This window comes from Isoptericola sp. F-RaC21, assembly GCF_038593535.1.
Classification (GTDB): Bacteria; Actinomycetota; Actinomycetes; order Actinomycetales; family Cellulomonadaceae; genus Isoptericola.
This window is the reverse complement of sequence record NZ_JBCFYX010000002.1, coordinates 386,094-410,832: the sequence shown is the minus strand read 5'-3', so window position 1 is coordinate 410,832 and position 24,739 is coordinate 386,094. Positions and strand designations below refer to the sequence as shown.

The 24,739-nt window shown below is 75.4% G+C and carries 26 protein-coding genes; 11 read left to right on the top strand and 15 right to left on the bottom strand.

Annotation, left to right across the window (positions count from 1 at the left end; genetic code table 11):
- Nucleotides 1-41 precede the first annotated feature (41 nt).
- A complete protein-coding gene (locus tag AAG589_RS07325; protein ID WP_430566587.1) occupies nucleotides 42-1,055 on the top strand; it encodes an SDR family NAD(P)-dependent oxidoreductase in 1,014 nt (337 codons plus the stop codon).
- A 69-nt stretch (nucleotides 1,056-1,124) separates the two neighbouring features.
- Here the strand turns inward: AAG589_RS07325 and purN are convergent, their stop codons facing one another.
- The 5 genes from purN to AAG589_RS07300 all read right to left on the bottom strand — a co-directional run bounded on the left by purN (nucleotide 1,125) and on the right by AAG589_RS07300 (nucleotide 6,577).
- Nucleotides 1,125-1,781 (bottom strand): phosphoribosylglycinamide formyltransferase, encoded by a 657-nt coding sequence (gene purN, locus AAG589_RS07320; RefSeq protein WP_430566586.1) that lies wholly within the window; start codon nucleotides 1,779-1,781, stop codon nucleotides 1,125-1,127.
- 59 nt (nucleotides 1,782-1,840) lie between these two features.
- Nucleotides 1,841-3,097 (bottom strand): cell division protein PerM, encoded by a 1,257-nt coding sequence (locus AAG589_RS07315; protein WP_430566585.1) that lies wholly within the window; start codon nucleotides 3,095-3,097, stop codon nucleotides 1,841-1,843.
- A gap of 172 nt (nucleotides 3,098-3,269) precedes the next feature.
- On the bottom strand, nucleotides 3,270-4,166 hold the full coding sequence (gene sucD, locus AAG589_RS07310) for a succinate--CoA ligase subunit alpha (protein ID WP_430566584.1): 897 nt from the start codon (nucleotides 4,164-4,166) through the stop codon (nucleotides 3,270-3,272).
- A gap of 37 nt (nucleotides 4,167-4,203) precedes the next feature.
- A complete protein-coding gene (gene sucC / locus AAG589_RS07305) occupies nucleotides 4,204-5,373 on the bottom strand; it encodes an ADP-forming succinate--CoA ligase subunit beta (protein WP_430566583.1) in 1,170 nt (389 codons plus the stop codon).
- Between the two features lie 172 nt (nucleotides 5,374-5,545).
- The gene (locus AAG589_RS07300) at nucleotides 5,546-6,577 is read right to left on the bottom strand and encodes an extracellular catalytic domain type 1 short-chain-length polyhydroxyalkanoate depolymerase (protein WP_430566582.1); all 1,032 of its coding nucleotides are present in this window, start codon (nucleotides 6,575-6,577) and stop codon (nucleotides 5,546-5,548) included.
- 140 nt (nucleotides 6,578-6,717) lie between these two features.
- On the opposite strand from AAG589_RS07300, the gene AAG589_RS07295 reads away from it, so the two are divergent.
- Nucleotides 6,718-6,927: an RNA polymerase subunit sigma-70 gene (locus tag AAG589_RS07295; protein WP_430566581.1), complete on the top strand. Its 210-nt coding sequence runs from the start codon at nucleotides 6,718-6,720 to the stop codon at nucleotides 6,925-6,927.
- Nucleotides 6,927-7,478 carry a Clp protease N-terminal domain-containing protein gene (locus AAG589_RS07290; protein ID WP_430566580.1) on the top strand — a complete coding sequence of 184 codons (552 nt, stop codon included), beginning with the start codon at nucleotides 6,927-6,929 and terminating at the stop codon, nucleotides 7,476-7,478. The genes AAG589_RS07295 and AAG589_RS07290 overlap by 1 nt, the downstream gene beginning before the upstream one ends.
- Nucleotides 7,479-7,487: 9 nt before the next feature.
- On the opposite strand, the gene AAG589_RS07285 is transcribed toward AAG589_RS07290, so the two are convergent.
- The 7 genes from AAG589_RS07285 to AAG589_RS07255 form a co-directional block, all read right to left on the bottom strand.
- A complete protein-coding gene (locus AAG589_RS07285; RefSeq protein ID WP_430566579.1) occupies nucleotides 7,488-8,144 on the bottom strand; it encodes a hypothetical protein in 657 nt (218 codons plus the stop codon).
- A gap of 41 nt (nucleotides 8,145-8,185) precedes the next feature.
- Nucleotides 8,186-8,812: a hypothetical protein gene (locus AAG589_RS07280; protein WP_430566578.1), complete on the bottom strand. Its 627-nt coding sequence runs from the start codon at nucleotides 8,810-8,812 to the stop codon at nucleotides 8,186-8,188.
- Nucleotides 8,813-8,902: 90 nt separating this feature from the next.
- On the bottom strand, nucleotides 8,903-9,241 hold the full coding sequence (locus tag AAG589_RS07275) for a hypothetical protein (protein WP_430566577.1): 339 nt from the start codon (nucleotides 9,239-9,241) through the stop codon (nucleotides 8,903-8,905).
- Nucleotides 9,238-9,870: a hypothetical protein gene (locus AAG589_RS07270; protein ID WP_430566576.1), complete on the bottom strand. Its 633-nt coding sequence runs from the start codon at nucleotides 9,868-9,870 to the stop codon at nucleotides 9,238-9,240. Before AAG589_RS07270 ends, AAG589_RS07275 begins: the two co-directional genes overlap by 4 nt.
- 50 nt (nucleotides 9,871-9,920) lie before the next feature.
- Complete coding sequence (locus tag AAG589_RS07265) at nucleotides 9,921-10,757, bottom strand: hypothetical protein (protein WP_430566575.1); 837 nt, start codon at nucleotides 10,755-10,757, stop codon at nucleotides 9,921-9,923.
- Between the two features lie 96 nt (nucleotides 10,758-10,853).
- Nucleotides 10,854-13,559, bottom strand: coding sequence for a UvrD-helicase domain-containing protein (locus AAG589_RS07260; protein WP_430566574.1), 2,706 nt, complete (start codon nucleotides 13,557-13,559; stop codon nucleotides 10,854-10,856).
- A gap of 60 nt (nucleotides 13,560-13,619) precedes the next feature.
- Nucleotides 13,620-14,246, bottom strand: a complete 627-nt coding sequence (locus AAG589_RS07255) for an NAD(P)-dependent oxidoreductase (protein WP_430566573.1) — start codon at nucleotides 14,244-14,246, stop codon at nucleotides 13,620-13,622.
- 138 nt (nucleotides 14,247-14,384) lie between these two features.
- On the opposite strand from AAG589_RS07255, the gene AAG589_RS07250 reads away from it, so the two are divergent.
- Entirely contained in the window at nucleotides 14,385-14,963 is a 579-nt protein-coding gene (locus AAG589_RS07250; RefSeq protein ID WP_430566572.1) for a TetR/AcrR family transcriptional regulator, read from the top strand.
- A 7-nt stretch (nucleotides 14,964-14,970) separates the two neighbouring features.
- On the opposite strand, the gene AAG589_RS07245 is transcribed toward AAG589_RS07250, so the two are convergent.
- The gene (locus AAG589_RS07245) at nucleotides 14,971-15,465 is read right to left on the bottom strand and encodes a GNAT family N-acetyltransferase (RefSeq protein ID WP_430566571.1); all 495 of its coding nucleotides are present in this window, start codon (nucleotides 15,463-15,465) and stop codon (nucleotides 14,971-14,973) included.
- Between the two features lie 125 nt (nucleotides 15,466-15,590).
- On the opposite strand from AAG589_RS07245, the gene AAG589_RS07240 reads away from it, so the two are divergent.
- From AAG589_RS07240 to AAG589_RS07225, 4 genes are all read left to right on the top strand, one after another.
- Nucleotides 15,591-15,974: a VOC family protein gene (locus AAG589_RS07240; protein WP_430566570.1), complete on the top strand. Its 384-nt coding sequence runs from the start codon at nucleotides 15,591-15,593 to the stop codon at nucleotides 15,972-15,974.
- Between the two features lie 48 nt (nucleotides 15,975-16,022).
- Nucleotides 16,023-16,364, top strand: coding sequence for a YnfA family protein (locus AAG589_RS07235; protein WP_430566569.1), 342 nt, complete (start codon nucleotides 16,023-16,025; stop codon nucleotides 16,362-16,364).
- A gap of 63 nt (nucleotides 16,365-16,427) precedes the next feature.
- Entirely contained in the window at nucleotides 16,428-19,181 is a 2,754-nt protein-coding gene (locus AAG589_RS07230; protein WP_430566568.1) for an ATP-binding protein, read from the top strand.
- Between the two features lie 60 nt (nucleotides 19,182-19,241).
- Nucleotides 19,242-19,517 carry a hypothetical protein gene (locus AAG589_RS07225; RefSeq protein WP_430566567.1) on the top strand — a complete coding sequence of 92 codons (276 nt, stop codon included), beginning with the start codon at nucleotides 19,242-19,244 and terminating at the stop codon, nucleotides 19,515-19,517.
- A 6-nt stretch (nucleotides 19,518-19,523) separates the two neighbouring features.
- Here the strand turns inward: AAG589_RS07225 and AAG589_RS07220 are convergent, their stop codons facing one another.
- Both AAG589_RS07220 and AAG589_RS07215 read right to left on the bottom strand, forming a co-directional pair.
- Nucleotides 19,524-20,006 (bottom strand): DUF456 domain-containing protein, encoded by a 483-nt coding sequence (locus tag AAG589_RS07220; protein WP_430566566.1) that lies wholly within the window; start codon nucleotides 20,004-20,006, stop codon nucleotides 19,524-19,526.
- 25 nt (nucleotides 20,007-20,031) lie between these two features.
- Nucleotides 20,032-20,406 carry a hypothetical protein gene (locus AAG589_RS07215; RefSeq protein WP_430566565.1) on the bottom strand — a complete coding sequence of 125 codons (375 nt, stop codon included), beginning with the start codon at nucleotides 20,404-20,406 and terminating at the stop codon, nucleotides 20,032-20,034.
- A 404-nt stretch (nucleotides 20,407-20,810) separates the two neighbouring features.
- Here AAG589_RS07215 and AAG589_RS07210 point away from each other — a divergent pair, with 404 nt between their 5' ends.
- Genes AAG589_RS07210 through cobA form a run of 3 tightly spaced genes read left to right on the top strand, consistent with a single transcriptional unit; the run spans nucleotide 20,811 to nucleotide 24,726 of the window.
- Nucleotides 20,811-22,538 carry a nitrite/sulfite reductase gene (locus AAG589_RS07210; protein WP_430566564.1) on the top strand — a complete coding sequence of 576 codons (1,728 nt, stop codon included), beginning with the start codon at nucleotides 20,811-20,813 and terminating at the stop codon, nucleotides 22,536-22,538.
- Nucleotides 22,535-23,386 carry a phosphoadenylyl-sulfate reductase gene (locus AAG589_RS07205; RefSeq protein ID WP_430566563.1) on the top strand — a complete coding sequence of 284 codons (852 nt, stop codon included), beginning with the start codon at nucleotides 22,535-22,537 and terminating at the stop codon, nucleotides 23,384-23,386. Before AAG589_RS07210 ends, AAG589_RS07205 begins: the two co-directional genes overlap by 4 nt.
- Nucleotides 23,383-24,726: a uroporphyrinogen-III C-methyltransferase gene (gene cobA, locus AAG589_RS07200; RefSeq protein WP_430566562.1), complete on the top strand. Its 1,344-nt coding sequence runs from the start codon at nucleotides 23,383-23,385 to the stop codon at nucleotides 24,724-24,726. The genes AAG589_RS07205 and cobA overlap by 4 nt, the downstream gene beginning before the upstream one ends.
- Nucleotides 24,727-24,739: the final 13 nt, after the last annotated feature.

Here is a 24,739-nt window from a genome sequence, read left to right as displayed (position 1 = left end):
GTCCGGTTGTTAGCTCGGGACCCGTCACCTAGGAGATCACCATGGCCCTGTCCGCATCCTCGACCGTCGGCGAGTGGCTCGACCACCCCGTCGGAGGCCGCATCCTCGCCGGCGTCCTCGAGCAGGCCGGCGCGTCGGCCGAGGCCCTCGCCCCGGCGCGGAACCTGCCGCTGGAGCAGCTCGTCACCCTGTCGAACGGGCAGTTCCCGGCCGAGATGGTCGCCGGCCTCGTCGCCGCCTACCGCGAGCAGGCCCCCGACGACGCCGACACCCCCACCGAGTCCCCCGCCGCCCAGCCGTGGGCCGAGCGGATCACCCCGGGCCGCTTCGCCGGCCAGACCGTGATCGTCACCGGCGCGGCGTCGGGCATCGGGCGCGCCGTCGCCTCCCGCGTCGCGCGCGAGGGCGGCCGCGTCGTCGCCGTCGACCTCGCGAAGGACAAGCTCGACGAGCTCGCCGCCTCCCTGCCCGAGGCCGAGATCGTCGCCGTCGCGGGCGACATCACCGCCGCCGAGTCGGTCGAGGAGATCGTCCGCGCCGCCGGCGACCGTGTCGACGCGCTCGCCAACGTCGCCGGGATCATGGACGACATGAGCGCGGTGCACGAGATGACCGACGCGACCTGGGAGCGCGTGCTGCGCGTCAACCTCGACGGCACCATGCGCCTGATGCGCGCCGTCCTGCCGGGGATGCTCGCGGCGAAGGACGGCCGCATCGTCAACGTCGCGTCCGAGGCCGCCCTGCGCGGCTCCGCCGCCGGGGCCGCGTACACCGCGTCCAAGCACGCGGTGGTCGGGCTGACCAAGTCATCGGCCGTGATGTACGCGGGCACGGGCGTCACCGTGAACGCCGTCGCCCCGGGCGGCGTCGCCACCGGGCTGCGCCCGGGCCAGGCCGAGTTCGGCGCCCCGCGGCTCGGCAAGTACATGGGCAACCTGCCCGGCGTCGCGACGCCGGAGCACCTCGCGGCGTCGATCACCTTCCTGCTGTCCCGCGACGCCGTGAACCTCAACGGCACCATCGTCGCCTCCGACGGCGGCTGGTCCGCCGTCTGACACCGACCTGTCAGGGCGAGCGCACGGGATGCAGCGCGCTCGCCCTGACAGCTCGCGGGGCGGCACCGGTCAGCCGATGGCCGCCCGGCGTCCGTCCACGCGCAGCCCGTCGCGCGCGACGCGGCCGACGGTCTCGACGAGCAGCGCGCGCTCGGCGACCTTGATCCGCTCGTGCAGGGAGGCCTCGTCGTCGCCGTCGAGCACGGGCACGGTGGCCTGCGCGAGGATCGGCCCGGTGTCGACGCCGGCGTCGACGACGTGCACCGTGCAGCCGGTGACCTTCACGCCGTAGGCGAGGGCGTCGCGCACGCCGTGCGCGCCGGGGAACGACGGCAGCAGCGCGGGGTGGGTGTTGACGATGCGCCCCGCGAACCGCTCCACGAACGACGGCGCCAGGATGCGCATGAACCCGGCCAGCACCACGTAGTCGGGCCGGAAGACGGCGACGGCTTCGGCCACGCCCACGTTCCACGCGGGCCTGTCGTCGAAGTCCCCCGGGGCGACGACGACGGACGCCACGCCGGCGTCGCGGGCGAGGTCGAGCGCGCCGGCCCCGGGCTTGTCGGAGACGACACCGACGACGCGGGCGCCGTAGGCGGGGTCGTCGTGGGCCGCGAGCAGCGCGGCGAGGTTGGAGCCGCCCCCGGAGGCCAGGACGACGAGCCTGGCCTGGGCCGTGCCCTGGGCAGAGGTGGACGCGACGGGGTGGCCGGACGGGGTCTGCACGACGTCACCCTACCCGCGCGCTCCCGCCGCGCCGGGCGGCCTCCGGGCCGACGCCGGGTCTACTCCCGCCGCAGCCGCGCGCCGACCTGAAGGTACGCGCCCGCCAGCACGACCGCCGCGCCGACCCCGACCTCGACGGCGACCACGGCGCCGGTCAGCAGCGGCTCGGCACCCACCTCGGCCAGGCGCCCGGCGCCCGCCGCTCCCCCGGCCCACCGCTGCAGCACGGTCGTGACGACCACCGCGAGCAGCACCGTCCCCGCGAGCACCTGGGCCAGGTCGACCCAGCGCACGCGGTCGGGGTCGAGCCGCCGCCACGCGAACCAGCCGGCGAGCGCGCCGCACGCGACGACCGCGAGCGGCCCCGCGACCGCCGCCGTCAGGCCGGACCAGTCCGGGCCGGGCAGCGCGCCCAGCAGCGGCACGGCCGGGAGCGGGCCGGTCTCCGTGCCGCCCGGGGCGTACGACGTGCCCTGCCCGACGGCGAACCCCGTGCCGGCGAGCCACGACGTCGCCCAGAGCACCAGGTTGGGCAGCAGCGCGAGCTGCGCGACGGCGAAGACGATCCCGCCGATCCATCCCGGGTCGAGCCCGGTCACCACGTCCTCCGACGTCGCACGCCCGGCGACGACCCACACGAGGGTGAGCGCCGCGCCCAGGCCGCCCAGCGCGACGAGCGCGACCGTCCCCGCCTGCAGGCCGAGGCGCACGACGTCCGGCACGGCCCGGTCGATCAGGCCGCCGGGGACGACCACCTCGGGCCGGTCCGGCGGCACGAGGATGCCGAGCGCGGACCCCGCACCGCCCACGACGGCGCCGCCGAGCGCCGCGAGGGCCAGCCGGGGCGCCCCGGCCGCGAGCCCGTCGCCGCCCGCCACGCCGGCGGTCGCGGCGGCGAGGGCGACGGTCACGACGGCGTAGGTCGCGGTCGCCGCGACCCACGCGGCCAGGGTGGGCAGGGCGGACCGCTTGACCGACACGTAGGTGGTGAACACGGCGAGCGCGCCGATCCCGAGCGGCACGAGCGTGATCGCGCCGGCCCCGGCGTCGATCGGCACGCCGTGGCCCAGCAGCCACAGGCCGGTGGCCACGCCGACGGCGCCGGTCCAGGCAGAGTCCGGCGCCCCGCCGAGCACCCCGACCACCGCGAGGAGCACGACGACGGCACCTGACAGCACGACGCCCTGCACCGTCGCCCAGGCGCCCGACGTCGCAGCGGCGAACCGCTCGCTCCCGCGGCCGAGGCGCCGCGCCGGACCGTCGCCGTCGACGGTCCGGGCGGTGCGGGCGGGTCGGGTTCCGGGTGGTGCGCTCACCGGCCCATCGTCACCCGCCGCGCCCCCGGCGCGGTGCAGACACGACGACGGCGCCCGCCCCCGGAGGGACGGGCGCCGTCGTCGAACCGCCGGTTGAGCTCGTCGAACCCACGTCGTTGGTAGAGCCTGTCGAAACCTCGAGGGGTTTCGACAAGCTCAACCAGCGGATCTGTCAGAGCGCCTTGAGGATCTCGCGCATGAGCTCGGCGGTCTCGGACGGCGTCTTGCCGACCTTGACGCCGACGGCCTCGAGGGCCTCCTTCTTGGCCTGCGCGGTGCCCGCGGAGCCGGAGACGATGGCGCCGGCGTGGCCCATGGTCTTGCCCTCGGGGGCGGTGAAGCCCGCCACGTAGCCGACGACGGGCTTCGTCACGTGCTCGGCGATGTACGCCGCCGCGCGCTCCTCGGCGTCGCCGCCGATCTCGCCGATCATGACGATCGCCTTGGTCTCCGGGTCGTTCTCGAAGGCCTCGAGCGCGTCGATGTGCGTGGTGCCGATGACCGGGTCGCCGCCGATGCCGATGGCGGTGGAGAACCCGAGGTCCTTCAGCTCGTACATCATCTGGTAGGTCAGGGTGCCCGACTTCGACACGAGGCCGATCGGGCCCTTGCCGGTGATGGTGTGGGGCGTGATGCCGGCGAGCGACTCGCCCGGCGTGATGATGCCCGGGCAGTTCGGGCCGATCATGCGGGTCTTCTTGCCCTGGAGATAGGCGAAGACCTCGGCCGAGTCCTGCACCGGGACGCCCTCGGTGATGACGACGATGAGCGGCATCTCGGCGTCGACGGCCTCGATCGCCGCGTCCTTGGTGAACGCCGGGGGCACGAACAGGACCGACACGTTCGCGCCGGTCTCAGCCATGGCCTCCTTGACGGTGCCGAAGACCGGCAGCGTCACGTCGTTGCCCTCGTGGTCCTTGTGGGTCACGGTGGTGCCGGCCTTGCGGGCGTTCACGCCGCCCACGATCTGCGCGCCGGAGTCGAGCATCAGGGCGGTGTGCTTGGCACCCATCCCGCCGGTGATGCCCTGGACGATGATCTTGCTGTCCTTGTTCAGGTAGATCGACATAGCTCTCGAATCTCTGCTTTCGACGTCGGCGGGGCGCTCAGAGGTGGGCCAGCTCGGCGGCCTTGGCGGCGCCGCCGTCCATGGTCTCGGCCAGGGTGACCAGCGGGTGGTTGGCCTCGCGCAGGATGGCGCGGCCGAGGTCCACGTTGTTGCCGTCCAGGCGCACGACCAGCGGCTTGGTGGCCTCGTCGCCGAGGATCTCCAGCGCGCCGACGATGCCCTTGGCGACCTCGTCGCAGGCGGTGATGCCGCCGAAGACGTTGACGAACACGCTCTTGACCTGCGGGTCGTTCAGGATGACGTCGAGCCCGTTGGCCATGACGGTCGCGTTGGCGCCGCCGCCGATGTCGAGGAAGTTGGCGGGCTTGACGCCGCCGTGCTCCTCGCCGGCGTACGCGACGACGTCGAGGGTGCTCATCACGAGGCCCGCGCCGTTGCCGATGATGCCGACCTCGCCGTCGAGCTTGACGTAGTTGAGGCCGTTCTCCTTGGCCTTGGCCTCCAGCGGGTCCGCCGCGGCCTTGTCCTCGAGCGCCTCGTGGTCCGGGTGGCGCACCTCGGAGGCGTTGTCGTCCAGCGAGACCTTGCCGTCGAGGGCGACGATCGAGCCGTCCTCGGTACGGACCAGCGGGTTCACCTCGACGAGCGTGGCGTCCTCGGCCGTGAAGACGGTCCAGAGCTTCTGGATGACGTCGGCGACGGGGGCCTTGAGGTCCTCGGCGAAGTTCGCGGCGTCGACGATCTCGCGCGCCTTGGCCTTGTCGATGCCGACGATCGGGTCGACGGCGACGCGGGCCAGCGCCTCGGGACGCTCGACGGCGAGCTGCTCGATCTCCATGCCGCCCTCGACGGAGCACATGGCGAGGTAGTTGCGGTTCGCGCGGTCCAGGAGCACGGAGAAGTAGAACTCCTCGGCGATCTTGGCGCCCTGCGCGATCATCACGCGGTGGACCGTGTGGCCCTTGATGTCCATCCCGAGGATCTCGGTGGCCTTCTCCTCGGCCTCCGCCGGGGAGTGGGCCAGCTTGACGCCGCCGGCCTTGCCGCGGCCGCCGGTCTTCACCTGGGCCTTGACGACGACGGTCCCGCCGCCGAGCTTCTCTGCACCCGCGCGAGCCTCTTCGGGCGTCGTCGCGACGACGCCGCCGAGCACGGGCACGCCGTGCTTCTCGAAGATGTCGCGAGCCTGGTATTCGAACAGGTCCACCCTGCTGCGTCCTTCCATCGGTGGTGCCCCTGGGTCGGCAGAGGCCGGCACGAACGGATGTCTCGACATCAAGACATCCCCGAACAGGGTAGTCCGAGCCGCGACACGGCCGCGACGTCCCGCGGAGAAACCCCGGCCCGAGGTGACCGATCCCACAGGCCGGGGTCGGCCGTCAGCGCCGGCGGTGGGAGAAGAAGTCCCAGATCAGGCTCGCCGCGTCGACCTCCTGCGTCGCCGTGGGGTCGAGGTCGCTCCCCGGCCAGCTGTGCGTACCGCCCGCGACCCGGTAGAGCTGGACCTGCGCGCCCTGGTCGCAGCCGGCGTACGTGACGCGGGTGACGTGCGTCGTGACGGGCGTCTGTCGCGGCCGCGCCGCGCAGCCGTCGAGGTGCGCCCAGCCGGTCACGGCCTGCGTGACCGGGTAGCCCCAGCGGGGGTCGTCGTTGCCCTCGAAGGGGTTCGTCGTGTCGGCGTCGCCGTGGAAGGTGATCACCGGCACCGGGAGGGACGGCGTGCAGGACCCGGGGACGACGGCGGACGGGTCGTCCTGGTCGGGCGTGCCGGACCGCAGCCCCGCGACGGGCGCGACGGCCGCGATCTTCTCCGGGTGCGCGCAGGCGTACGCCGAGGCCATGCGTGCGCCGCCCGAGTGGCCGGTGAGGTAGACGCGGTGCGGATCGGCGCAGCCGAGCCCCACGACGGTGTCGATCACGCGGGTAAGGAAGGCGACGTCGTCCCGCGCCCCCGCGGGCGGGTACTGCCCGGCCACGGTGGGAACGCCCGGGACGTTCCACACCCCGACGGGGCCGAGGTCCGAGTCGCCGGTCGGGATGGCGGCGTCGGGCGCGACGGTGATGAAGCCCTCGCGGTCTGCGACGTCGTCGAGCCCGCTGTAGTCGGCCTGGATGTCAGCGTTCCCGTTGCTGAAGTGCAGGTTCACGACCGTCGGGAGGGGCTTGTCGCGCCGGGCGTCGTCGGGCACGTGCACGCGCACGGGATAGGTGGTCCCGTCGAGCTCGACGTCGACGCGACTGGTCCCGGCAGGGACGGCCGACGCACACGTCGCGGGCGAGCCCGCGGGCGCAGCGGCGGTCGCGACGGCGGCGGTCGCGGGCACCGCGGCGAGCGTCGAGGACGCGACGACGGCGAGCAGCGTGGCGGCGAGGATCGGGCGGCGGGACCGCCCGGTGCGGAGATGAGGCATGACGACTCCTGTGTCGTTCGAGCGCCCGAGGACGCCTGTCGCCGCACACCGTAAACCCTACCGATCGGTCAGTAAACAGCCTCTCCTCCGCTCGTCAACCCGGGTTGACACGGGACCGATCGTCAACCATAGTTGACGCCATGACGGAGAAGACGCTCGTCGGCGCGGCCGCCGGCGACGACCCGGGAGAAGGCCTCCGCGCGGTGCGCGCGCTGCGCGACCTGGCGGACCGCCTCGAGCTGCTCCAGGTGGAGCGGGCGCGGAGCCTCGGCTGGTCGTGGCAGGACGTCGCGGACGCGCTCGGCGTCAGCAGGCAGGCGGTCCACAAGAAGCACGGCAGGAGGATCTGATGTTCGAGAGGTTCACGAAGGACGCGCGCGCCGCGGTCGTGGGCGCCCAGGAGGTGGCTCAGGCCCTGCACTCGGCGACGATCGACACGCGGCACCTGGTGGTGACGCTCGCCGAGTCGGGCGGCGCCGCGGCCGGCGCGCTGCACGACGGCGGGCTCGACCCGGCGGACGTCGCGGCCCGGGCCCGGCGGTCGGTCGCGGCGGACGGCGGGCTCGACGACGAGGCGCTGGCCGCCGTCGGGATCGACCTCGCGGAGGTCCGCCGCCGCACCGACGAGGTGTTCGGTCAGGGCGCGCTCGACCGCGCGGGCCGACAGGGCCGGCGCCGTTCGCACCACCCGTTCGCGCCCGACGCGAAGAAGGCGCTCGAGCTCGCGCTGCGCGAGGCCGTCCGCCTCGGCGACAAGGGCATCGACCAACGGCACCTGCTGCTCGGCGTCGTGCGGGCGGACTGCCCGGGCGGCCGCGTCCTCGAGGCCGCGCTGCGCGAGGCCGGCTCCGACGTCGCCGCGCTGCGCCTCGCCGTCGAGCGGTCCCGCCACGCCGCCTGAGGCGCCGCGTCAGCCCAGCGCCTCCTCCAGCAGGCCGAACGCCGCGTCGGCGGCGACCCGCTCCGGGCCGCGCAGGTCGTCGACCGGGCCGTGCACGAGCGTCCACGTCCCGTCGTCGTCCACGCGGACCCCGGCGGTCCGGGCGCCGTGCGCGTCCGCGACCGTGACCACCCCGCCGAAGGGCCGGCCCGTCAGCGCGCCGAAGCTCGCCGCGACGTACCCGGCGGCCGCGCGCGCCGTGGCGACGTCCGGGTCGACCGGGAGCGCCTGCCAGATGCCGGTGGGCCGCGACTCGAGGATCGCGCTGCCGTGCGGCGACCGGACGATCATCGCCGCGTGCCGCTGGTCCCCCACCGTCCCCACGGCCTCGGTCCACTGGGTGGCGGTGAACAGCACCGCGCACAGCGCCGCGAGGTGTCCCACCGGCACCAGGCGGCCGTGCTCGTCGCGCGCCAGGCCGCGCAGCACGAGCGAGCTGAACCCCGCACGCAGCACCGGGTCACCCTCCGCGAGCGCCGGCAGCAGCAGCGCCTCGCGCGTCAGCTGCGCCTCGGGCGGCGTCGCGACGTGGAACAGGGTCATCAGCTCGTGCCCCGTCAGGCGGACCAGGTTCGCGGGCGGCGTCGCGCGCGCGGTCGTCGGTCGCGGGGCGGGATGCTGGATCATGCGTCGGTCCTCGATCGTGTCGGGTCGAACGGTGCTGAGGGTCATGGGTGGCTCCGGAGTCCGAGCAGGTCGAGGGCCGTGTCCCCGACGGCGACGGGGTCCTGCGGGAGCGGCCGGTCGGACCACAGGCCGTCCCCCTCGGGCACGACGCCCCACGCGGGCGACGCCCCGAACAGCTCGGCCGAGTCACCGCCCAGGACCCACCGGACGCCGTCGTCCACCGTCGGGGAGCCGCCGGCGACGTCCAGCAGGCGGAGCGCCTGCCTCACCCCCGTCGTGACCCGACCGCCGACACCGTCCGGCGCCTCGACGTCGCCGAGCGCCGTCGCGACGACCGCGGGCGGCGGGGTGATCGTGGCCCAGGCACCTGCGGCGTACCGCGACCCCGTCGGGCCGACGTCGAACCCGTCGGACGCACGCCGCTGCGCCCGTGCCTCGGCGCGCAGCGTCGACGCCCCGTCCTCGAGGGCCCGGGCCGCCGCGTCGAGGCGCGGCCCGTGCACGGCGCCCCAGTCGTGGCGGAACCGCTCCGCGTCGGACCCGTCCCACCGTGCTCGGCGGATCGCGGCGCCGACCTGCCGGCGGTCGTCCGACAGCGTCTCCGCGGCGGCCTCCAGCGCCCTCGCGAGCCGCGACAGCTCGTCGACGTCCGCGCCCAGCCTGCCCATCACCGCACCCCCGCGCTCGTCGTCGTCGCGACGACGGTAGGGCCGGCGGGGCGGTCGGTGCGATGGGGAGCGGTCCCCATGCGCGGCCTGCTAGCGCTGAGGCCCCGCGGCGTCCCGGCGCAGCCGGCCGTACCGCGCCCACTGGACGACGGCGACGACGACGCACGCCACGGTGAGCAGGGCCAGGAGCCCGACGGGCAGCCACGGGAAGGGCGACCCCTCGACGTAGCCGCGCGAGCCCGACGTCGCTCGGTGCGACACCTGGGCGTACCACCACATGACGGCGACGAACCCGCCGATCACGGCGGGAACCACGGCGGCCAGCGTCGCGAGCGTCGCGAGCCGGCGCACGACGCCCGGGTCGGTGGCGCCGAACCACAGCGCGGCCACGGACCGGCGTCCGGGGTCCTGAGGGCCCGGGCCCGTCACGCCGCGGCCTCCGCGAGGAACGCGAACGTGGGGTCCGGCTCGACGCGGGCCGGCTCGGAGAGCGTCTCGCCCGAGCCGCGGACCACCGACCAGGCGCCGTCAGGGTCCACGCGCACGCCCGTGGTGCGGGAGCCGGCGCCGTCGATCAGCGTGACGACGCCGCCGAAGGGCCGCTCCGGACGTGACTCGAAGCCCGCCGCGACGTAGCCGGCAGCGGTGGCGAGCACGGGCACCTGCGCCTCCAGGGGCACCGCCTGCCACACCCGGCTGGGCCGTGCCTCGAGCAGCGCGTGCCCGTGCGGCGAGACCACCACGAGGGCGCCCTGGCGCACGTGCTCGGTGGTCACGACCACCTCGACCCACGACGTCGCCGTACCCAGCACGTTCACCAGCCCGACGAGCGCGCCCGCCGGGACGAGCCGCCCGTCCTGGTCGTCGGCGAGCCCGCGCAGCACGAGCGAGGCCAGGGCGGCGTCCAGCAGCGGCGAGCCGTCCTCGAGCGCCGGCAGCCGCATCGCCTCCCGGGTGCGCTGCGCCTCGGGCGTGGTCGCGACGTGGAACAGGGTCATCAGCTCGTAGCTGGTGAGCTCCACGACGGCGTCGTTCGCGGTGGTGGTGGGGGTGGTCATCTCGTCCTTCGGTCGATCGTGTGCGGGTCGGTCGGGTGCGGGCGACCGGCTCAGAAGCCGAGGAAGTCGCCCACCTTGGAGGCGGCGTCCCCGAGGTGCCCGATCCCGTCGGCGATGTTCTTGGTCAGCGGCTCCTCCGAGACCAGGCCGTTGATGAGCGAGGCCCCGCCCCAGATCGCGGCGGCCGGCGCGCCGACCACGTTGACCCCGGGGATCATCGCTGCCGTCGACAGCGCGACCGTGACCCCGCCGTCCGCGGCATAGTACGGGTCGCCCGTCTTGATGCCCTCGTAGACCTGGAACGCCCCCACGCCGATGCCGGCGACGCCGAAGCCCTTGCTCATGCCGCTCATGATCTTGCCGCCGGGGCCGAGGTCCGACAGGGTCGAGATCGTCCGGGTCGAGAACGGGTCGGCGGCCTCGGCGAGCTTGGAGCCCTTGAGGGCGATCGCGTTGATGCCGTCCTGCGCGAGCCCCGCCGCGGTGCTGCCGGTGGACCAGCCGTTCAGGGAGTTCTTGAGGTCCTCGTCCTGGGCGGTCGCGTCCCCCGACAGGGTGGTCGTCCCCGGAGCAGGCGAGCCCGGACCGGCGGGGCCGCCCGGGCCTGCGGGCGCCGACCCGCCGAGGCCCGACGCCTTCCGCTGCTCGTCGGCCTGCGCGCGCACGTGGCGCGCGACGGCGGCGAACGCCTGCGACGCCTCCCGCATCACCGGGCTGTGGCTGCTCTCCCACTCGGACAGGAACCGCCGGGCGTCGCCGCCGTCCCAGCCCGTGCCCCGGATCTGCCGTGCCACCAGGCGTCGGTCGTCCTCCAAGGTCTCCGCGGCCCGGTCCAATGTGCGCGCCAGTCGCGCGAGCTCGTCGACGTCCGCACCCAGCCTGCCCATGCGCTCCTCATCCGTTCGGTCTGCCCTGTGCCGGCGACGCTAGCCCACGCCCGCGACCTGCCGCGATGGGGACCTCTCCCCTCCGCGACGCCCGACTCAGAGCTTGGTGACCGGCGAGTACCGCAGCAGCAGCCGCTTGGTGCCGTCCGCGCCGAAGTCGATCCGCGCGACGGCGTTGGGCCCGCTCCCCTCGAGCGACACGACCGTGCCGAGGCCGTACGCGTCGTGCGTCACCTTGTCGCCGACGTCGAGCGACGGGACGTCCGCGTCCTTGCGGGGGGTGGCCGAGCCGAACGTCGCGCCCGTGCCCGCCGACCCGGCCGGGGTGGCCGCGTCCTTCGGCCGGCCGATCCGGCCGCCGACCCCCTCGGACGGCGACTTCCGCTGCGGCGACCAGGTGCCGCCCGACGAGCCCGCGCGGGCCCCGCCGCGCGCCGCCCCGCTCCGCGCCGACCCACCCCAGGCGGACCCGCCGCGCCGCAGGTACTGGGTGGACGACTCGCGCCGCCGCCAGTCCCACAGCTCGTCCGGCACCTCCTCGAGGAACCGGCTCGGCGGGAACTCGTTGGGCGTCCCCCACGCGGAACGCACGGCCGACCGGCTGACGTACAGCCGCTGCCGCGCGCGCGTGATCCCGACGTACGCCAGGCGCCGCTCCTCGGCGAGCTCCGAGTCGTCGTGCAGGGACCGCATGTGCGGGAACGTGCCGTCCTCCATGCCCGTGAGGAAGACGACGGGGAACTCCAGCCCCTTGGCGGTGTGCAGCGTCATGAGGGTGACGACGCCCTGGTCCTCCTGGGGCTCCTGCTCGGCCTCCCCGTCGGCCACGTCCTCGTCGGGGATCTGGTCGGCGTCGGCGACGAGGGACACGCGCTCGAGGAAGTCCGCCAGGTCGCCCTCGGGGTCCAGCTCGCTGAACTCCGCCGCCACGGCGTGCAGCTCGGCGAGGTTCTCGACGCGGGACGCGTCCTGCGGGTCGTCGGACGCCCGCAGCTCCGCCAGGTAGCCGGTCCGGTCGAGCACCGCGCCGAGGATCGTGGCGGGCGGCTCGCCGTCGTCGACGAGGGCGCGCAGCTCGCGCATCATGTCGCGGAACGCGGTGAGCGGCTTGAGCGTGCGGCTCGTCATGCCGCCGATCTCGTCGGCGCGCTCCAGCGCCGCCCCGAACGAGACCCGCTCGCGGTCGGCGAACGACGCGACCAGCGACTCCGCCTTGTCGCCCAGGCCGCGCTTGGGCACGTTGAGCACGCGGCGCAGGTTGACGTCGTCGTCCGGGTTGGCGAGGGCCCGCAGGTAGGCGACCGCGTCCTTGATCTCGCGACGCTCGTAGAACCGGGTGCCGCCCACCACCTTGTACGGCAGGCCGACGCGGATCAGCACCTCCTCCAGGGCGCGCGACTGCGCGTTGGTGCGGTAGAAGACCGCGACGTCGCCGGGGCGCACCCCGTCGGAGTCGCCCAGCCGGTCGATCTCCTCCGCGACGAACCGCGCCTCGCCGTGCTCGTCGTCGGCGACGTAGCCGACGATCTTCTCCCCCGCCCCGGCGTCGGTCCACAGCCGCTTCGGCTTGCGGTCCGGGTTGCGCGAGATCACCGCGTTCGCGGCCGACAGGATCGTCTGGGTGGAGCGGTAGTTCTGCTCCAGCAGGATGGTCGTGGCGTCCGGGTAGTCCTCCTCGAACTCCACGATGTTGCGGATCGTGGCGCCGCGGAACGCGTAGATCGACTGGTCGGCGTCGCCGACGACGGTGAGCTCGGCGGGGTCGAGGCCGTCGACGCCGGGCCCGTCCGCCGTCGCGCCGGCCAGCTCGCGCACCAGCACGTACTGCGCGTGGTTCGTGTCCTGGTACTCGTCCACCAGGATGTGCCGGAACCGGCGCCGGTAGTGCTCCGCGACGTTCGGGAACGCCTGCAGCAGGTTCACCGTGGTCATGATGATGTCGTCGAAGTCGAGCGCGTTCGCCTGGGCCAGGCGCTGCTGGTAGCGGCGGTAGACGTCGGCCAGCACCGTGTCGAACTCCGGCCCCTGCGACGGCAGCGAGCCCGACGACGCCGCGCGGGCGGCGCGCTCGCGCCAGCCCTCCTCCGTGGCGTCGGCGCCCGAGCTCTGCGCGTACGTCTCGGGGTCGATCAGCTCGTTCTTGAGGTCGCTGATCTTGTGCGCCAGCGAGCGCGCCGGGTACTTCTTCGCGTCGAGGTCCAGCTCGCGGGTCACGAGCGTGATGAGGCGCTGGCTGTCCGCCGCGTCGTAGATGGAGAAGCTGGAGCGCAGGCCGAGGGTCTTGGCCTCCTTGCGCAGGATCCGCACGCACGCGGAGTGGAACGTCGAGACCCACATCCGGCCGCCGGCGGGGCCCACCAGGTGCTCGACGCGCTCGCGCATCTCCGCCGCGGCCTTGTTCGTGAACGTGATCGCGAGGATCTCCCCCGCCCGCGCCCGGCCCGTGGCCAGCAGGTAGGCGATGCGGTGCGTGAGCACCCGCGTCTTGCCCGACCCGGCGCCGGCGACGATGAGCAGCGGCGAGCCCGCGTGCTCGACGGCGGCCCGCTGCTGCGGGTTCAGCCCTTCCAGCAGCGCCTCGGGGTCCAGGTGCGAGAACGCCCCGCGCGCCCGCGGCCGGCCGTCGCCCGGCCCCCCGTCGTGCGCCTCCGCCGCGGCGTCGCGCACCCACCCGGGCGCGCCGGACCCCGGGTCGGCGGCGTCGTCGTCCCAGCGCGGCGCGGTGGACGGCAGGCGTGCGGTGTCGTCCTTCGCGGCGTGGTCGAACCCGGGCAGGGACAGGCTGTCGAACAGGGAGGTCATCGTGGACCAAGCCTAGGCTCCGCGGCCGACATCCCGGTCCCGCCCGGGCCGGCCCACCGCTCAGCCCGCGACCGACACCGTCGCACCGACCGCCGTCGGGTCCCCCAGCAGGTCGCAGACCGCCGTGGCGAGGTCGGCGCGACGCATCGACCAGCGCCAGCGCACGTTCCCGTCCCGGCGCTGGTGGTACCGGCCGCGGGCCGTGCCGTCGCGCAGCATCGGCGGCCGCACGATCGTCCAGTCGAGCCCGGAGGCCCGCACCGCCGGCTCGGCGCGGGCGAAGCCGGCGTTGGCGTCGCGCAGCGCCCGGGCCAGGATCGGCTTGGCGAGGTAGCGCGACAGCGGGTCGTCGCCGTCGACCACCCAGCCGCTCGCGGTCACGACGACGACGCGGAGCACGCCGGCGTCGCGCGCCGCGCGGACCAGCACCTCGGTGAGCTCCCCCTGCACGCCGGGCTCGCTCCCCGGGACCGGCCCGAGCGCGGACACCACGGCCTCGGCCCCCGCGAGCGCGGCGGTGACCGCGGCGGCGTCGAGCCCGTCCGCCGTCGCGACGTCGTCCGGCGTCAGGCCGTCCAGGCGGGCCGGGTCGCGCACGACCGCCACGACGTGGTGACCGCGGCGGCGCGCCTCGGAGACCACCAGCCGGCCCGTCCGGCCGGTCGCTCCCAGCACGGCGATCTTCATGAACGTCTCCTCGGGTCCGTTGGTGAGTAAGTGTTTACTCACCCCTAGGATGAGGGGCGGGTCCACCGCGTGTCAACGGGTGCGCGAACGGGCTCGACGGACCGGTCCGCGTACGGCGGACCACGACCAGGAGGACGCATGAGCACGCGCGACCGGATCCTCGACGCCGCGGCGGCCGTGCTGCGCGAGCGCGGGATCGCCCGGGCCACGACCAAGGAGATCGCGCGGGCGGCGGGCTGCTCGGAGGCGCTGCTCTACAAGCACTTCACGGACAAGCAGGAGCTGTTCCTCGGCGTCCTGTCCGAGCGCGCGCCGCGGCTCGACGAGCCCGCCGACCTCGTGGGCCGCGCGACCGTCGCCGAGAACGTCACGACCCTCGTCGGCCAGCTGCTCGCGTTCTACGCCCGGTCGTTCCCCATGGCGGCGTCGATCCTCGGTGCGCCGGAGCTGCTCGTCGCGCACCGCGAAGGGCTGGGGCGCCGCGGCGCGGGGCCGCACGGGCCGGCGCTCCAGCTGCAGGCCTACCTCGACGCCGAGGTGCGCGACGGCCGCCTGGCCGCCGACGTCGACACGGAGGCGACCGCCCGGACGCTGGCCGGCGCCGCGCTGTTCGAGGCGTTCCTGGCCACCTACGCGGGGCTCGACGCGGTGCCGGACGCCGCGGCACGGGCGCGCCGAATCGCCGGCGCCGTGCGACTCGGGGCGCCGACGACCTAGCCGGGCGTCACCCCTGGCGGCGCAGCCGCATCGGGGTGTGCGGGATGTCGTCCTCGAGGTACTCGGGCCCGTCCGGGGCGAAGCCGAACCGCCCGTAGAAGCCGGTCAGGGGCGACTGCGCGCCGAGCACGACGTCGGCCTGCGGCGCGTCGGCGGTGGCCGCCTCGAGGGCGGCGCGCATGAGCACGCCGGATGCCCCGGTGCCGCGCACGTCCGGGTGGCACACCACGCGGCCGATGCGCTGGACGTCGCCGTCGTCGAGCACGCGGGCGGTCGCGACCACCCGGCCGTCGCGCGCGGGGTCGAGCAGGACGACGTGTCGCGCCGTGGGCTCGGCGTCCCGGCCGTCCAGGTCGGGGTACGCGCACTCCTGCTCGACGACGAACACGTCCTGCCGCAGGCGCCACGCCTCGTAGGCGGTCCGCGCGTCCAGGTCGTCCAGCGTGGCGACGCGCACCGCCCACCGGTCGTCGTGCTGCGCTGCCGTGTCGTGCGTCGTCATGGGTCCTCCGTCGTGCCGTGCCTGCCGACCGCCACCCTAGGCGCCGATGAGAACGGCGAGCGCCCCCGGTCCACCGTGCGCACCCGGAGCGTCCGGCACCGGGCGACCGTCGAGGAGGAACCACCATGGCCGCAGCCCGCTTCACCGAGGTCCAGACCGTCGCGATCCCCGTCCGGGACCAGGACGCCGCGCTCGCCTTCTATACCGGGCCGCTCGGGCTCGAGGTCCGCTTCGACGCCGAGCTGCAGCCCGGCTTCCGCTGGGTCGACGTCGCCGCGCCGGGCGCGACCACGTCGCTCGCGCTGGTGCGGGCGGGCGACGAGCTGCCCGCCGGCGTCGACACCGGGGTGCGGCTCGTCACGCCCGACGCACGCGCCGCGCACACCGCCCTGACGGACGCGGGGGCGGACGTCGACGAGCTCCTGCTGTGGGGGTCGGCGCCGCCGATGTTCTCCTTCCGCGACCCCGACGGCAACAGGCTGTACGCGACCGAGAACCCGGCCGGCTGACCGGCCCGGGCTCGCGGCGCGCCCGCCCGGGGCGCGAGACTCCTGCGCATGACCGTGCTGCGCTCGATCCTGCTCTTCCTCGCCGCCGCCGTCTTCGAGATCGGCGGCGCCTGGCTGGTGTGGCAGGGGGTGCGCGAGCACCGCGGCTGGATCTGGGTCGGCGCGGGCGTGATCGCCCTCGGCGTGTACGGGTTCTTCGCGAGCCTGCAGCCGGACGCGCACTTCGGCCGGATCCTCGCCGCGTACGGCGGGGTGTTCGTGGCCGGGTCGCTGGTGTGGGGCATGGTGGTGGACGGCTTTCGTCCGGACCGCTGGGACGTCGTCGGCGCCCTCCTCTGCCTCGCCGGCGTCGCGGTGATCATGTACGCGCCGCGGCCGGGCGCGGCCTGAGCACCCGGGTGAATCGCGCCCGCTCGGCGTCTCCCGAGGCTGCTCCGGTGGGATCATCGGCGGGTGACCACCCCCCGGGTCGTGGGGCGGTTCGAAGCGCTGGCCGCCGTCGACGACCTGCTCGGCGCGGCGGAGGACGGGCCTGCGGCCCTGGCGCTGAGCGGGCCGCCCGGGATCGGAAAGACGACCGTGTGGCTCGCCGCCCTCGACCGGGCGCGCGAGCGGGGGCTGCTCGTCCTGGCCGGCCGCCCGTCGCCCGCCGAGGTCCGGCTCGAGTACTCGGGCCTCCGCGAGGTCCTGGCTCCCCTGGCCGACGCGGTGCCGCACCTCCCGCAGCCGCAGCAGCGCGCCCTCGCCGCGGCCCTCGGCACCGAGGCCGCGGGGCCCGACGGCGGGCCGCAGCTCGTCGCGGCCGCGGCCAGCAGCCTGCTCGAGGTCGCCTCGGCGCGCGGGCCGGTGCTCGTCGCCGTCGACGACCTGCAGTGGCTCGACCCGTCGAGCCACCAGGCCCTGGCGTACGCATGCCGTCGGGTGACCGGCAGGCTCGCGGTCCTGACGAGCGCGCGCACCTCCGACGACCCGTCCGTCGTGGCGACCCCGGTCCCCGTGGTGGAGCCGGCCGACCCCCGCCGGCTCACGCGCCTGCCGCTCGCGCCCCTGACACCCGCCGACGTGGCCGACCTCGCGGTCGCGGTCGCAGGGACCGCCCTCGGGCCCGCCGCGCTCGACCGGCTCGTGGGGGCCGCGGACGGCAACCCGCTCTTCGCGGTCCAGCTCGCCACCCACTGGCGACGCCGCGGGACCGGCACCCTCCCGGCGAACCTGCGCGCGCTGGTGGCGGAGCGCGTGCGGGGGCTGCCCCGCCCGACCCGCGACGTCCTGCTGACCGCCGCCTGCCTGGCCGACCCGAGGACCGACCTGCTGGCGAGGGTCCACGGCGGCTACGACGACGTGTCGGCGGCGGAGGACGCGGGCGTCGTGCGCATCGTGGACGGGCGGGTCCGGTTCGTGCACCCGCTGTTCGCCCTGGGGATCCTCGACGCCGCACCCCCGGGGCTGCGCCGGGTGCGCCACCGCCGGCTGGCGGAGATCGTCGACGGCGAGGCGCGGGCCCGGCACCTCGCGTACGCCGCCTCCGGCCCGGAGTCCCTCGTCCTCGAGGCCCTCGACACCGCCGCGGGCGCCGCACGCGGGCGCGGCGCGACGTCGGTCGCGGCCGAGCTGGACGATCTCGCCCTCGGCCTGGGCGCGCGGTCGCCGCAGCGCCTGCTGCAGGCGGCGCAGGACCAGCTCCGCATCGACTCGTACGGCCGCGCGGTGGAGCTGGCCTCCGAGGCCCTGCCCGCGCTCGTCGACCCGCTCGATCGGGCCCGGGCGCTGGGCGCCGTCGGGCAGGGCAGGTTCCGCCTCGGCGACCTCGAGGGGTCGGTCACCGCGCTCCGCTCCGCCGTGGACCTCGCGGCGGCGGACGACGCCCTCCGCGCCTCCCTCCTCGGCGACCTCGGGACGAGCCTGCTCAACGGCGGGCAGGTCGACCTGGCGCGGTCCGTGATCGAGGAGGTGAACGCGTCCTCGATGTCGGACGGCGGCGTCCTGGCCGAGCTGGTCGCGGCGCGGGTCGTGCTGGGCCAGCTCACCGGGCAGGGCTTCGACAGGGCCGGCGCGCGCCGCGCCCTGCGGCTCGAGAGCCCCGAGCGGGTGGTCCCGGCGATCCGTTGGCCCACGGTCAACGTCGCGGCCGCCCTGCTCTTCTCCGGGCGCCCCGGCGACGCCCTGCCGCTGCTGCTGGCGGCGGAGCGTCGCTGCCGCGTCCGCGGGCAGGAGACCGATCTCTGGTTCGTCCAGTTCTACGCCGCGCGGGCCGCGACGCGGCTCGGCGAGCTCGACACGGCGCGCGCGGCGGTCGAGGCGCTGGCCGACCGCGCCCGTCAGGTCGACGGACCGGTGCTCGACCTGATGGCGCGCACGGCGCAGGCCCACCTGCAGGCGTGGACCGCCCAGGGCGACGCGGGCGTCGCGACGTCCCGCCGGGCGGTCGAGGAGTTCGAGGCGCTCGGCGCGGCCCACGTGGGGTCGTTGCCCGCGTCCGCGCTGGCGTCGGTGCTCCTCGCGCGCGGCGACGCCGCGGCCGTCGTCGAGCTGCTCCGGCCGCTCGAACGGCTGTCCGTCGCGTCCGGGCACCGGCATCCCGGGTTCGCCGGGTTCCTGCCCGACCTCGTGGAGGCGCTCGTCGCGACGGGCCGCGCCGCCGAGGCCGCCGCCGTGCTCGACCGGTACGAGCCGATCGCCGCCCGGTCGGGCGAGGCGTGGCTGCACGGCGTGCTCGCCCTCGGGCGGGCCGAGGTCGCGCGGGCGCTCGGCGACGTCGAGAGCGCGCGCGGGCTGCTCGACGACGCCTTCGCGTCGTTCGCCCGACGGCCGGACAACGGCCACGAGCGCGGCCGGACCCTCGTCGCGCGCGCCCGCCTGGAGCGGCGTGCCCGGCGTCGCGCGGTCTCGGTGGAGGCGGCGCGGCGCGCGGTGGCGGAGCTGGACGCCGTCGGCTGCGCCCTGTGGCGGGACGTGGCCCGGGCGGAGGTCGACCGGTCGTCGGCCGCCCGCAGCGGCGGTGCGTTGACGGCGATGGAGGAGCGCGTCTGCGCGCTCGCGGCCCGCGGCCACACGAACCGGGAGGTGGCGACCGCGCTCGGGATGAGCACCAAGACGGTCGAGGCGCACCTCTCACGCGCGTACGCGAAGCTCGGCATCCGGTCGCGGGCCGAGCTCGGGGCGCGGGTGCCGCCGGGGGACGCCGCCGGGGGCAAGGGCAACGCCTGATGCACCGCCGGCGGCCCGGCGGGCACGGTGGCCTTGGGGACGCCCACCCAGGAGGCGGCCGTGAGCACTCCGATCGTGTTCGACATCTGGGCCGGCGACGGCCCGCGGGACCCGGTCCCGGACCCTGCGCCGACCGCGCCCCCGTCCAGGCGGGGGCGCCAGGCCGTCCGGATCGTCCTGGCCGCGGCGCTCGGCGCCGCGGGTGCCGTGGGCACCCTCACGGTGGTCGACAACGTCACGTCCGCACGGGTGGAGAGGACGGCACCCGTCCCGGACGACCCCGTGCCGCACCGCATGGGGCGGTGCGACCTCATGCACCCCACGCCGCCGTGCTGACCGCCCTCAGGTGACGACGAGCCCCACGACCCACGCGACGGTCGCCGCCAGGCCGCCGGCGAGCTGCACGCCGATGGTGATGAGCGTCGCCTTGAGCGCCGCGCGCGTGGCGGCCCAGGCGACGGCGGCGTCGCGGCGCCGGGTCAGCTCCACGAGGAAGACCGCGCCGGCGAAGAACAGGAAGAGCCCCACGACGGGCACGACGAAGAACCCGACGATCCCGGCGACGCCGGCGATCGCGAGCGAGCTCCACGGCACGTCGGCGCGGCGCATGTGGCGGCCGGCGAGCAGCCACTGACACGTCTCGGCGGCCACGACCACCAGGGCGGCGACGGCGAAGCACACCCAGGCCGCCGTCCCGCCGGTCACCCACGCCCACACGAGGATGCTCCCCAGCACGAGCACGTTGCCGGGGAGCACCTGCACGACGATGCCGACCAGGCCGACGGCGATCGCCAGCCCGACCAGCACCTCCCCCAGGACGCTCATCGCCGCTGCCCCGAGAGCCCCGCGATCAGTTCCAGAAGACCGCGACCAGGATGTTGACCAGCGTCAGGGCGCCGATCGAGTGCTTGAGCCCCGGGGCGACCGCGCCGGTGCCGTTGTCGCCCTTCGAGCCCTGGCGCTTGGCGACGAAGGCGAGCACCGCGATGATCAGCGCGATCACGAGCTTGACGCCGATCTTGGCCATGCTCGGGCCGCCGTCGGCCCAGAGGTCCGCCATCTCGGCCGTACCGACCATGAGGACGCCCGCGACGACGGCCGTCGCGGCGCCGTGGAAGACGCCGCGGTAGAGGCCGGGGCTCTTGATCGACGCGATGTAGCCGCCGAGGACGATCGCCCAGCCCACGAAGTGGAGCGCGACGAAGACGTTGTAGAGGAACTCCATGCGGGCCAGCCTATCCGCGCCCCGACAGGGATCTGACGCCGGTGTCCGCAACCCGTCACATGTCACACCCGGGGCCTCGGCGCAAGCATTCCCGGCGCCGTCCCAGCATGTGGTCCCAGCATGTGGACCCGGTCTCGCGCGGGACCGCTCGGTGCGGTTACGGTCATCCCCATGACCACGGCCGCGCACCGCCTCCTCGTGACGACTCGTCACGAGATGCCGGCGTGCGTGCGTCGCAGCATGCGCAGCTGTCTGTGCTGCTGTCGCTGATCGCGCCCTACCTCAGCCCCGCCGCCACCGCGCGGCTCCTGAGCACCGGCGCGCGCCGTCGGTCCTCGGCCCACCCCCGCTGAGTCGCTCGTCGTCGCGCGTCCCGCCCCCGAGGACCCGAGGAACTCCCCCAGATGACGACGCAGACCACCGCACCCACCAGCGAGAACGCCGCCCCTGCCCGCGTCCGCCCGCCGCGCGCCGCGCGTCCGAACGGGCAGTGGAAGGTCGACGGCACCGCACCCCTCAACCACAACGAGGTCTTCAAGCAGGAGGCGGCGCCGCTCGGCGTCCGCGAGCGCATCGAGTCGATCTACGCGCGTGAGGGCTTCGACTCGATCGCCGACGACGACCTGCACGGCCGGTTCCGCTGGTGGGGCCTCTACACGCAGCGCAAGCCCGGGATCGACGGCGGCCGCACCGCCACGCTCGAGCCGCACGAGCTCGAGGACAAGTACTTCATGCTGCGGGTCCGCTCCGACGGCCAGCCGCTCACGCCGGAGGCGCTGCGGGTGCTGGGGGGCATCTCGGCCGACTTCGCGCGCGGCTCGGCCGACATCACCGACCGGCAGAACATCCAGTACCACTGGATCGAGATCGAGAGCATGCCGGAGATCTGGCGCCGCCTCGACACGGTGGGCCTCGAGACGACGACGGCGTGCGGCGACTCCCCCCGCGGGTTCCTCGGCAGCCCGGTCGCGGGCATCGCGGCGGACGAGATCATCGACCCGACGCCGGTGATCCTCGAGATCAAGCGCCGGTACATCGGCGACCCGGAGCTGGCGAACCTGCCGCGCAAGTTCAAGACGGCGATCACCGGGCACCCCAGCCTGGACGTGGTGCACGAGATCAACGACATCTCGCTGGTCGGCGTGGTGCACCCGGAGCTCGGGCCCGGCTACGACCTGTGGGTGGGCGGTGCGCTGTCCACGACGCCGCGCCTCGGGGAGCGGCTGGGCGTGTTCGTCACCGAAGACCAGGCGCCCGACGTCTGGCACGGCGTCATCCGCATCTTCCGCGACTACGGCTACCGGCGGCTGCGCAACAAGGCCCGCCTGAAGTTCCTGCTGGCGGACTGGGGCACCGAGAAGTTCCGCGAGGTCCTCGAGACGGAGTACCTCGGCTACGCCCTGCCCGACGGCCCGGCCCCCGCGCCGGCCACGCGCCCCGGCGACCACGTGGGCGTGCACGAGCAGAAGGACGGCCGGTTCTACGTGGGCGCGGCGCCCGTCGTGGGCCGGGTCGGCGGCAACACGCTCACCGGGCTGGCCGACCTCATCGAGCGCGTGGGCGCCGACTCCGCGCGGCTCACCGCGCACCAGAAGGTCGTGATCCTCGGCGTCCCGGCCGACCGGGTCGACGAGCTGCTGGACGGCCTGGAGCCGCTGGGCCTCACGGCCCGCCCGAGCCTCTTTCGCCGCTCGACCATCGCCTGCACGGGCATCGAGTTCTGCAAGCTCGCGATCGTCGACACCAAGGACACCGCGGCGCGCGTGATCGGCGAGCTCGAGGACCGGCTGGGCGACGTCACCGCCCGCCTGGACCGGCCCATCGAGCTCAACGTCAACGGCTGCCCCAACTCGTGCGCCCGCATCCAGACCGCCGACATCGGCCTCAAGGGTCAGATCATCACGGTCGACGGCGAGCAGATGCCGGGCTTCCAGGTGCACCTGGGCGGCGGCCTGGTCGGCGAGGGGCGTGACGCCGGCGGGCTGGGCCGCACGGTGCGCGGCCTCAAGGTGCCGGCGTCGGAGGTCGGCGACTACGTGGAGCGCGTCGTGCGGCGGTACGACGCCGAGCACGACGGCGGCGAGACGTTCGCGCAGTGGGCGCACCGGGCCGACGAGGAGGCCTTGCGGTGACCGCCGTCGAGGTGTCCTCCCCGGTCACGCTGCTCGCCTCTGCGTCGGGCGGCGGGCGGCTCGCCGAGGTGCGGGCCCGGGCCGCGGCGCGCGAGGAGTCGCGCGAGGCCCGGCAGCGCGCCCGCGCGTCGCGGCACCGGCGCTCGGTCGAGGAGCTGCGGCACGTCGTCGAGCGGGGCCAAGCGCAGCTGCACGCGGACGGCGACCGCCCCGAGGCCACGACCGAGGAGGTCGTCGCGTGGGCGGTGCGGGAGTTCGGCCCGTACCTCGCGGTCGCGTCGTCGATGCAGGACCTCGTGCTCGCGCACCTGGTCTCCCGGCAGCTCCCGTTCGTCGACGTGCTGTTCGGCGACACCGGCTACCACTTCGCGGAGACGCTCGGCACGCGCGGAGCGGTCGAGATCGAGATGGACGTCGACGTGGTGGACGTGCGCCCCGAGCTCACCGTCGCCGAGCAGGACGCGAAGCACGGCCCGCGCCTGCACGACCGGGACCCCGAGGCCTGCTGCGCCATGCGTAAGGTGGCTCCCATGCGGCAGGCCCTGCAGGGCTACGAGGCCTGGGCGACCGGCGTCCGTCGCGGCGAGACCGCGGCCCGCGCGAACGCGCCCCTCGTCTCGTTCGACGAGCGCAACGGCGTCGTGAAGATCAACCCCCTCGCGGCCTGGACCGACGAGGAGGTCGAGGAGTACGCCCGCACGCACGGCGTGGTGGTGAACCCCCTGCTCAGCGACGGGTACCCCTCGGTGGGCTGCGAGCCCTGCACCCAGCGCGTCGAGGCCGGTCAGGACGCCCGCGCCGGGCGCTGGGCCGGCCGGGACAAGGACGAGTGCGGGCTGCACGTATGAGCGGGCGCAGGAGGTCCTCGGGCGGGTCGCGGCCGACCCCGCCGCACGACACGTACCCGCTGGGCCTGCGGGTCGCCGGCCGCCTCGTCATCGTCGTGGGCGGCGGCCCCGTGGCGCTGCGCCGCGTGCGCGGCCTGCTCGCCGCGGGCGCCCGGGTGCGCGTGATCGCGCCCGACGTCGTGCCCGAGATCGCCTCGCTCGTCTCCGCGGGCGCGATCGAGCGCATCACCCGCGGGTACTGCGACGGCGACCTCGACGGGGCGTGGCTGGTGCACACCGCGACCGGCGACCCGGAGGTGGACGCCCGCGTGGCCGGCGACGCCGAGCTGCTGCGGACGTTCTGCGTCACGGCCGGGGACGCCGCGCTCGGCTCGGCCTGGGTGCCGGCGGTGGCCCGCACGCCCGTGACGGACGCCGCCGGGCGGCCCGCCGGCGACCTCGCCGTCGCCGTCACCGCCGGCCGCGACCCGCGCCGCGCGGTGCGGGTGCGCGACGCCGTCGTGGCCGGGCTGGACGACGGCAGCCTGCCGCTGCGCGCGGTCCGGGACGCCGGCGAGAGCCACGCGACCCGGCCGGGCCGTGTGGCCCTGGTGGGCGGCGGCCCCGGCGACGCGGGCCTCATCACCGTGCGCGGGCGGCGCCTGCTCGCCGCGGCGCACGTCGTCGTCGTGGACCGCCTGGCGCCGCGCTCGCTGCTGGCGGGGCTCGGGGACGACGTCGAGGTGGTCGACGTCGGCAAGACGTCCGGCCACCATCCCGTGCCGCAGGAGGAGATCACCGCGCTGCTGGTGGCCCGCGCGCTCGCCGGCCGCGACGTGGTGCGCCTCAAGGGCGGCGACCCGTACGTGTTCGGGCGCGGCGGCGAGGAGCTCGACGCCTGCCGCGCCGCCGGGATCGAGGTCGAGGTCGTGCCGGGCGTGACTTCCGCCGTCTCGGTCCCCGCGGCGGCCGGCATCCCCGTCACGCACCGCGGGCTGGCCCGCGGGTTCAGCGTGCTCACCGGCCACGACGACGTCGGGCAGGTGCCGGGCGGCACGGACCACACGCTCGTGCTGCTCATGGGCGTCACCCGGCTGGCGGACACCGCCCGCGCCCTCGTCGCGGCCGGACGGCCGGCGGACACGCCCGTCGCCGTCGTGGAGGACGGGTTCGGCGCCCGCCAGCGCACCACCGTCGGCACCCTCGCCGACATCGCCGACCGGGCGCGCGCCGTGGGCGTGCAGGCGCCGGCCGTGACCGTCGTCGGCGACGTCGTGCGGCGCAGCCCGGCCTGGACGGGGCCCGCGTCGGCTCACGGTGCCGCTCACACCGCGGCGGCCCCCGCGGTGCGGACGTCGTGACCGAGGTTCACGC

What these genes read in the sequence shown, in the direction of transcription:
- AAG589_RS07325 (WP_430566587.1), top strand. Translation starts at nt 42, where the DNA reads ATGGCCCTGTCCGCATCCTCGACCGTCGGCGAGTGGCTCGACCACCCC.
- sucD (WP_430566584.1), bottom strand. Translation starts at nt 4,166, where the DNA reads ATGTCGATCTACCTGAACAAGGACAGCAAGATCATCGTCCAGGGCATC.
- AAG589_RS07300 (WP_430566582.1), bottom strand. Translation starts at nt 6,577, where the DNA reads ATGCCTCATCTCCGCACCGGGCGGTCCCGCCGCCCGATCCTCGCCGCC.
- AAG589_RS07295 (WP_430566581.1), top strand. Translation starts at nt 6,718, where the DNA reads ATGACGGAGAAGACGCTCGTCGGCGCGGCCGCCGGCGACGACCCGGGA.
- AAG589_RS07290 (WP_430566580.1), top strand. Translation starts at nt 6,927, where the DNA reads ATGTTCGAGAGGTTCACGAAGGACGCGCGCGCCGCGGTCGTGGGCGCC.
- AAG589_RS07285 (WP_430566579.1), bottom strand. Translation starts at nt 8,144, where the DNA reads ATGATCCAGCATCCCGCCCCGCGACCGACGACCGCGCGCGCGACGCCG.
- AAG589_RS07280 (WP_430566578.1), bottom strand. Translation starts at nt 8,812, where the DNA reads ATGGGCAGGCTGGGCGCGGACGTCGACGAGCTGTCGCGGCTCGCGAGG.
- AAG589_RS07270 (WP_430566576.1), bottom strand. Translation starts at nt 9,870, where the DNA reads ATGACCACCCCCACCACCACCGCGAACGACGCCGTCGTGGAGCTCACC.
- AAG589_RS07265 (WP_430566575.1), bottom strand. Translation starts at nt 10,757, where the DNA reads ATGGGCAGGCTGGGTGCGGACGTCGACGAGCTCGCGCGACTGGCGCGC.
- AAG589_RS07260 (WP_430566574.1), bottom strand. Translation starts at nt 13,559, where the DNA reads ATGACCTCCCTGTTCGACAGCCTGTCCCTGCCCGGGTTCGACCACGCC.
- AAG589_RS07255 (WP_430566573.1), bottom strand. Translation starts at nt 14,246, where the DNA reads ATGAAGATCGCCGTGCTGGGAGCGACCGGCCGGACGGGCCGGCTGGTG.
- AAG589_RS07250 (WP_430566572.1), top strand. Translation starts at nt 14,385, where the DNA reads ATGAGCACGCGCGACCGGATCCTCGACGCCGCGGCGGCCGTGCTGCGC.
- AAG589_RS07245 (WP_430566571.1), bottom strand. Translation starts at nt 15,465, where the DNA reads ATGACGACGCACGACACGGCAGCGCAGCACGACGACCGGTGGGCGGTG.
- AAG589_RS07240 (WP_430566570.1), top strand. Translation starts at nt 15,591, where the DNA reads ATGGCCGCAGCCCGCTTCACCGAGGTCCAGACCGTCGCGATCCCCGTC.
- AAG589_RS07235 (WP_430566569.1), top strand. Translation starts at nt 16,023, where the DNA reads ATGACCGTGCTGCGCTCGATCCTGCTCTTCCTCGCCGCCGCCGTCTTC.
- AAG589_RS07220 (WP_430566566.1), bottom strand. Translation starts at nt 20,006, where the DNA reads ATGAGCGTCCTGGGGGAGGTGCTGGTCGGGCTGGCGATCGCCGTCGGC.
- AAG589_RS07215 (WP_430566565.1), bottom strand. Translation starts at nt 20,406, where the DNA reads ATGGAGTTCCTCTACAACGTCTTCGTCGCGCTCCACTTCGTGGGCTGG.
- AAG589_RS07210 (WP_430566564.1), top strand. Translation starts at nt 20,811, where the DNA reads ATGACGACGCAGACCACCGCACCCACCAGCGAGAACGCCGCCCCTGCC.
- cobA (WP_430566562.1), top strand. Translation starts at nt 23,383, where the DNA reads ATGAGCGGGCGCAGGAGGTCCTCGGGCGGGTCGCGGCCGACCCCGCCG.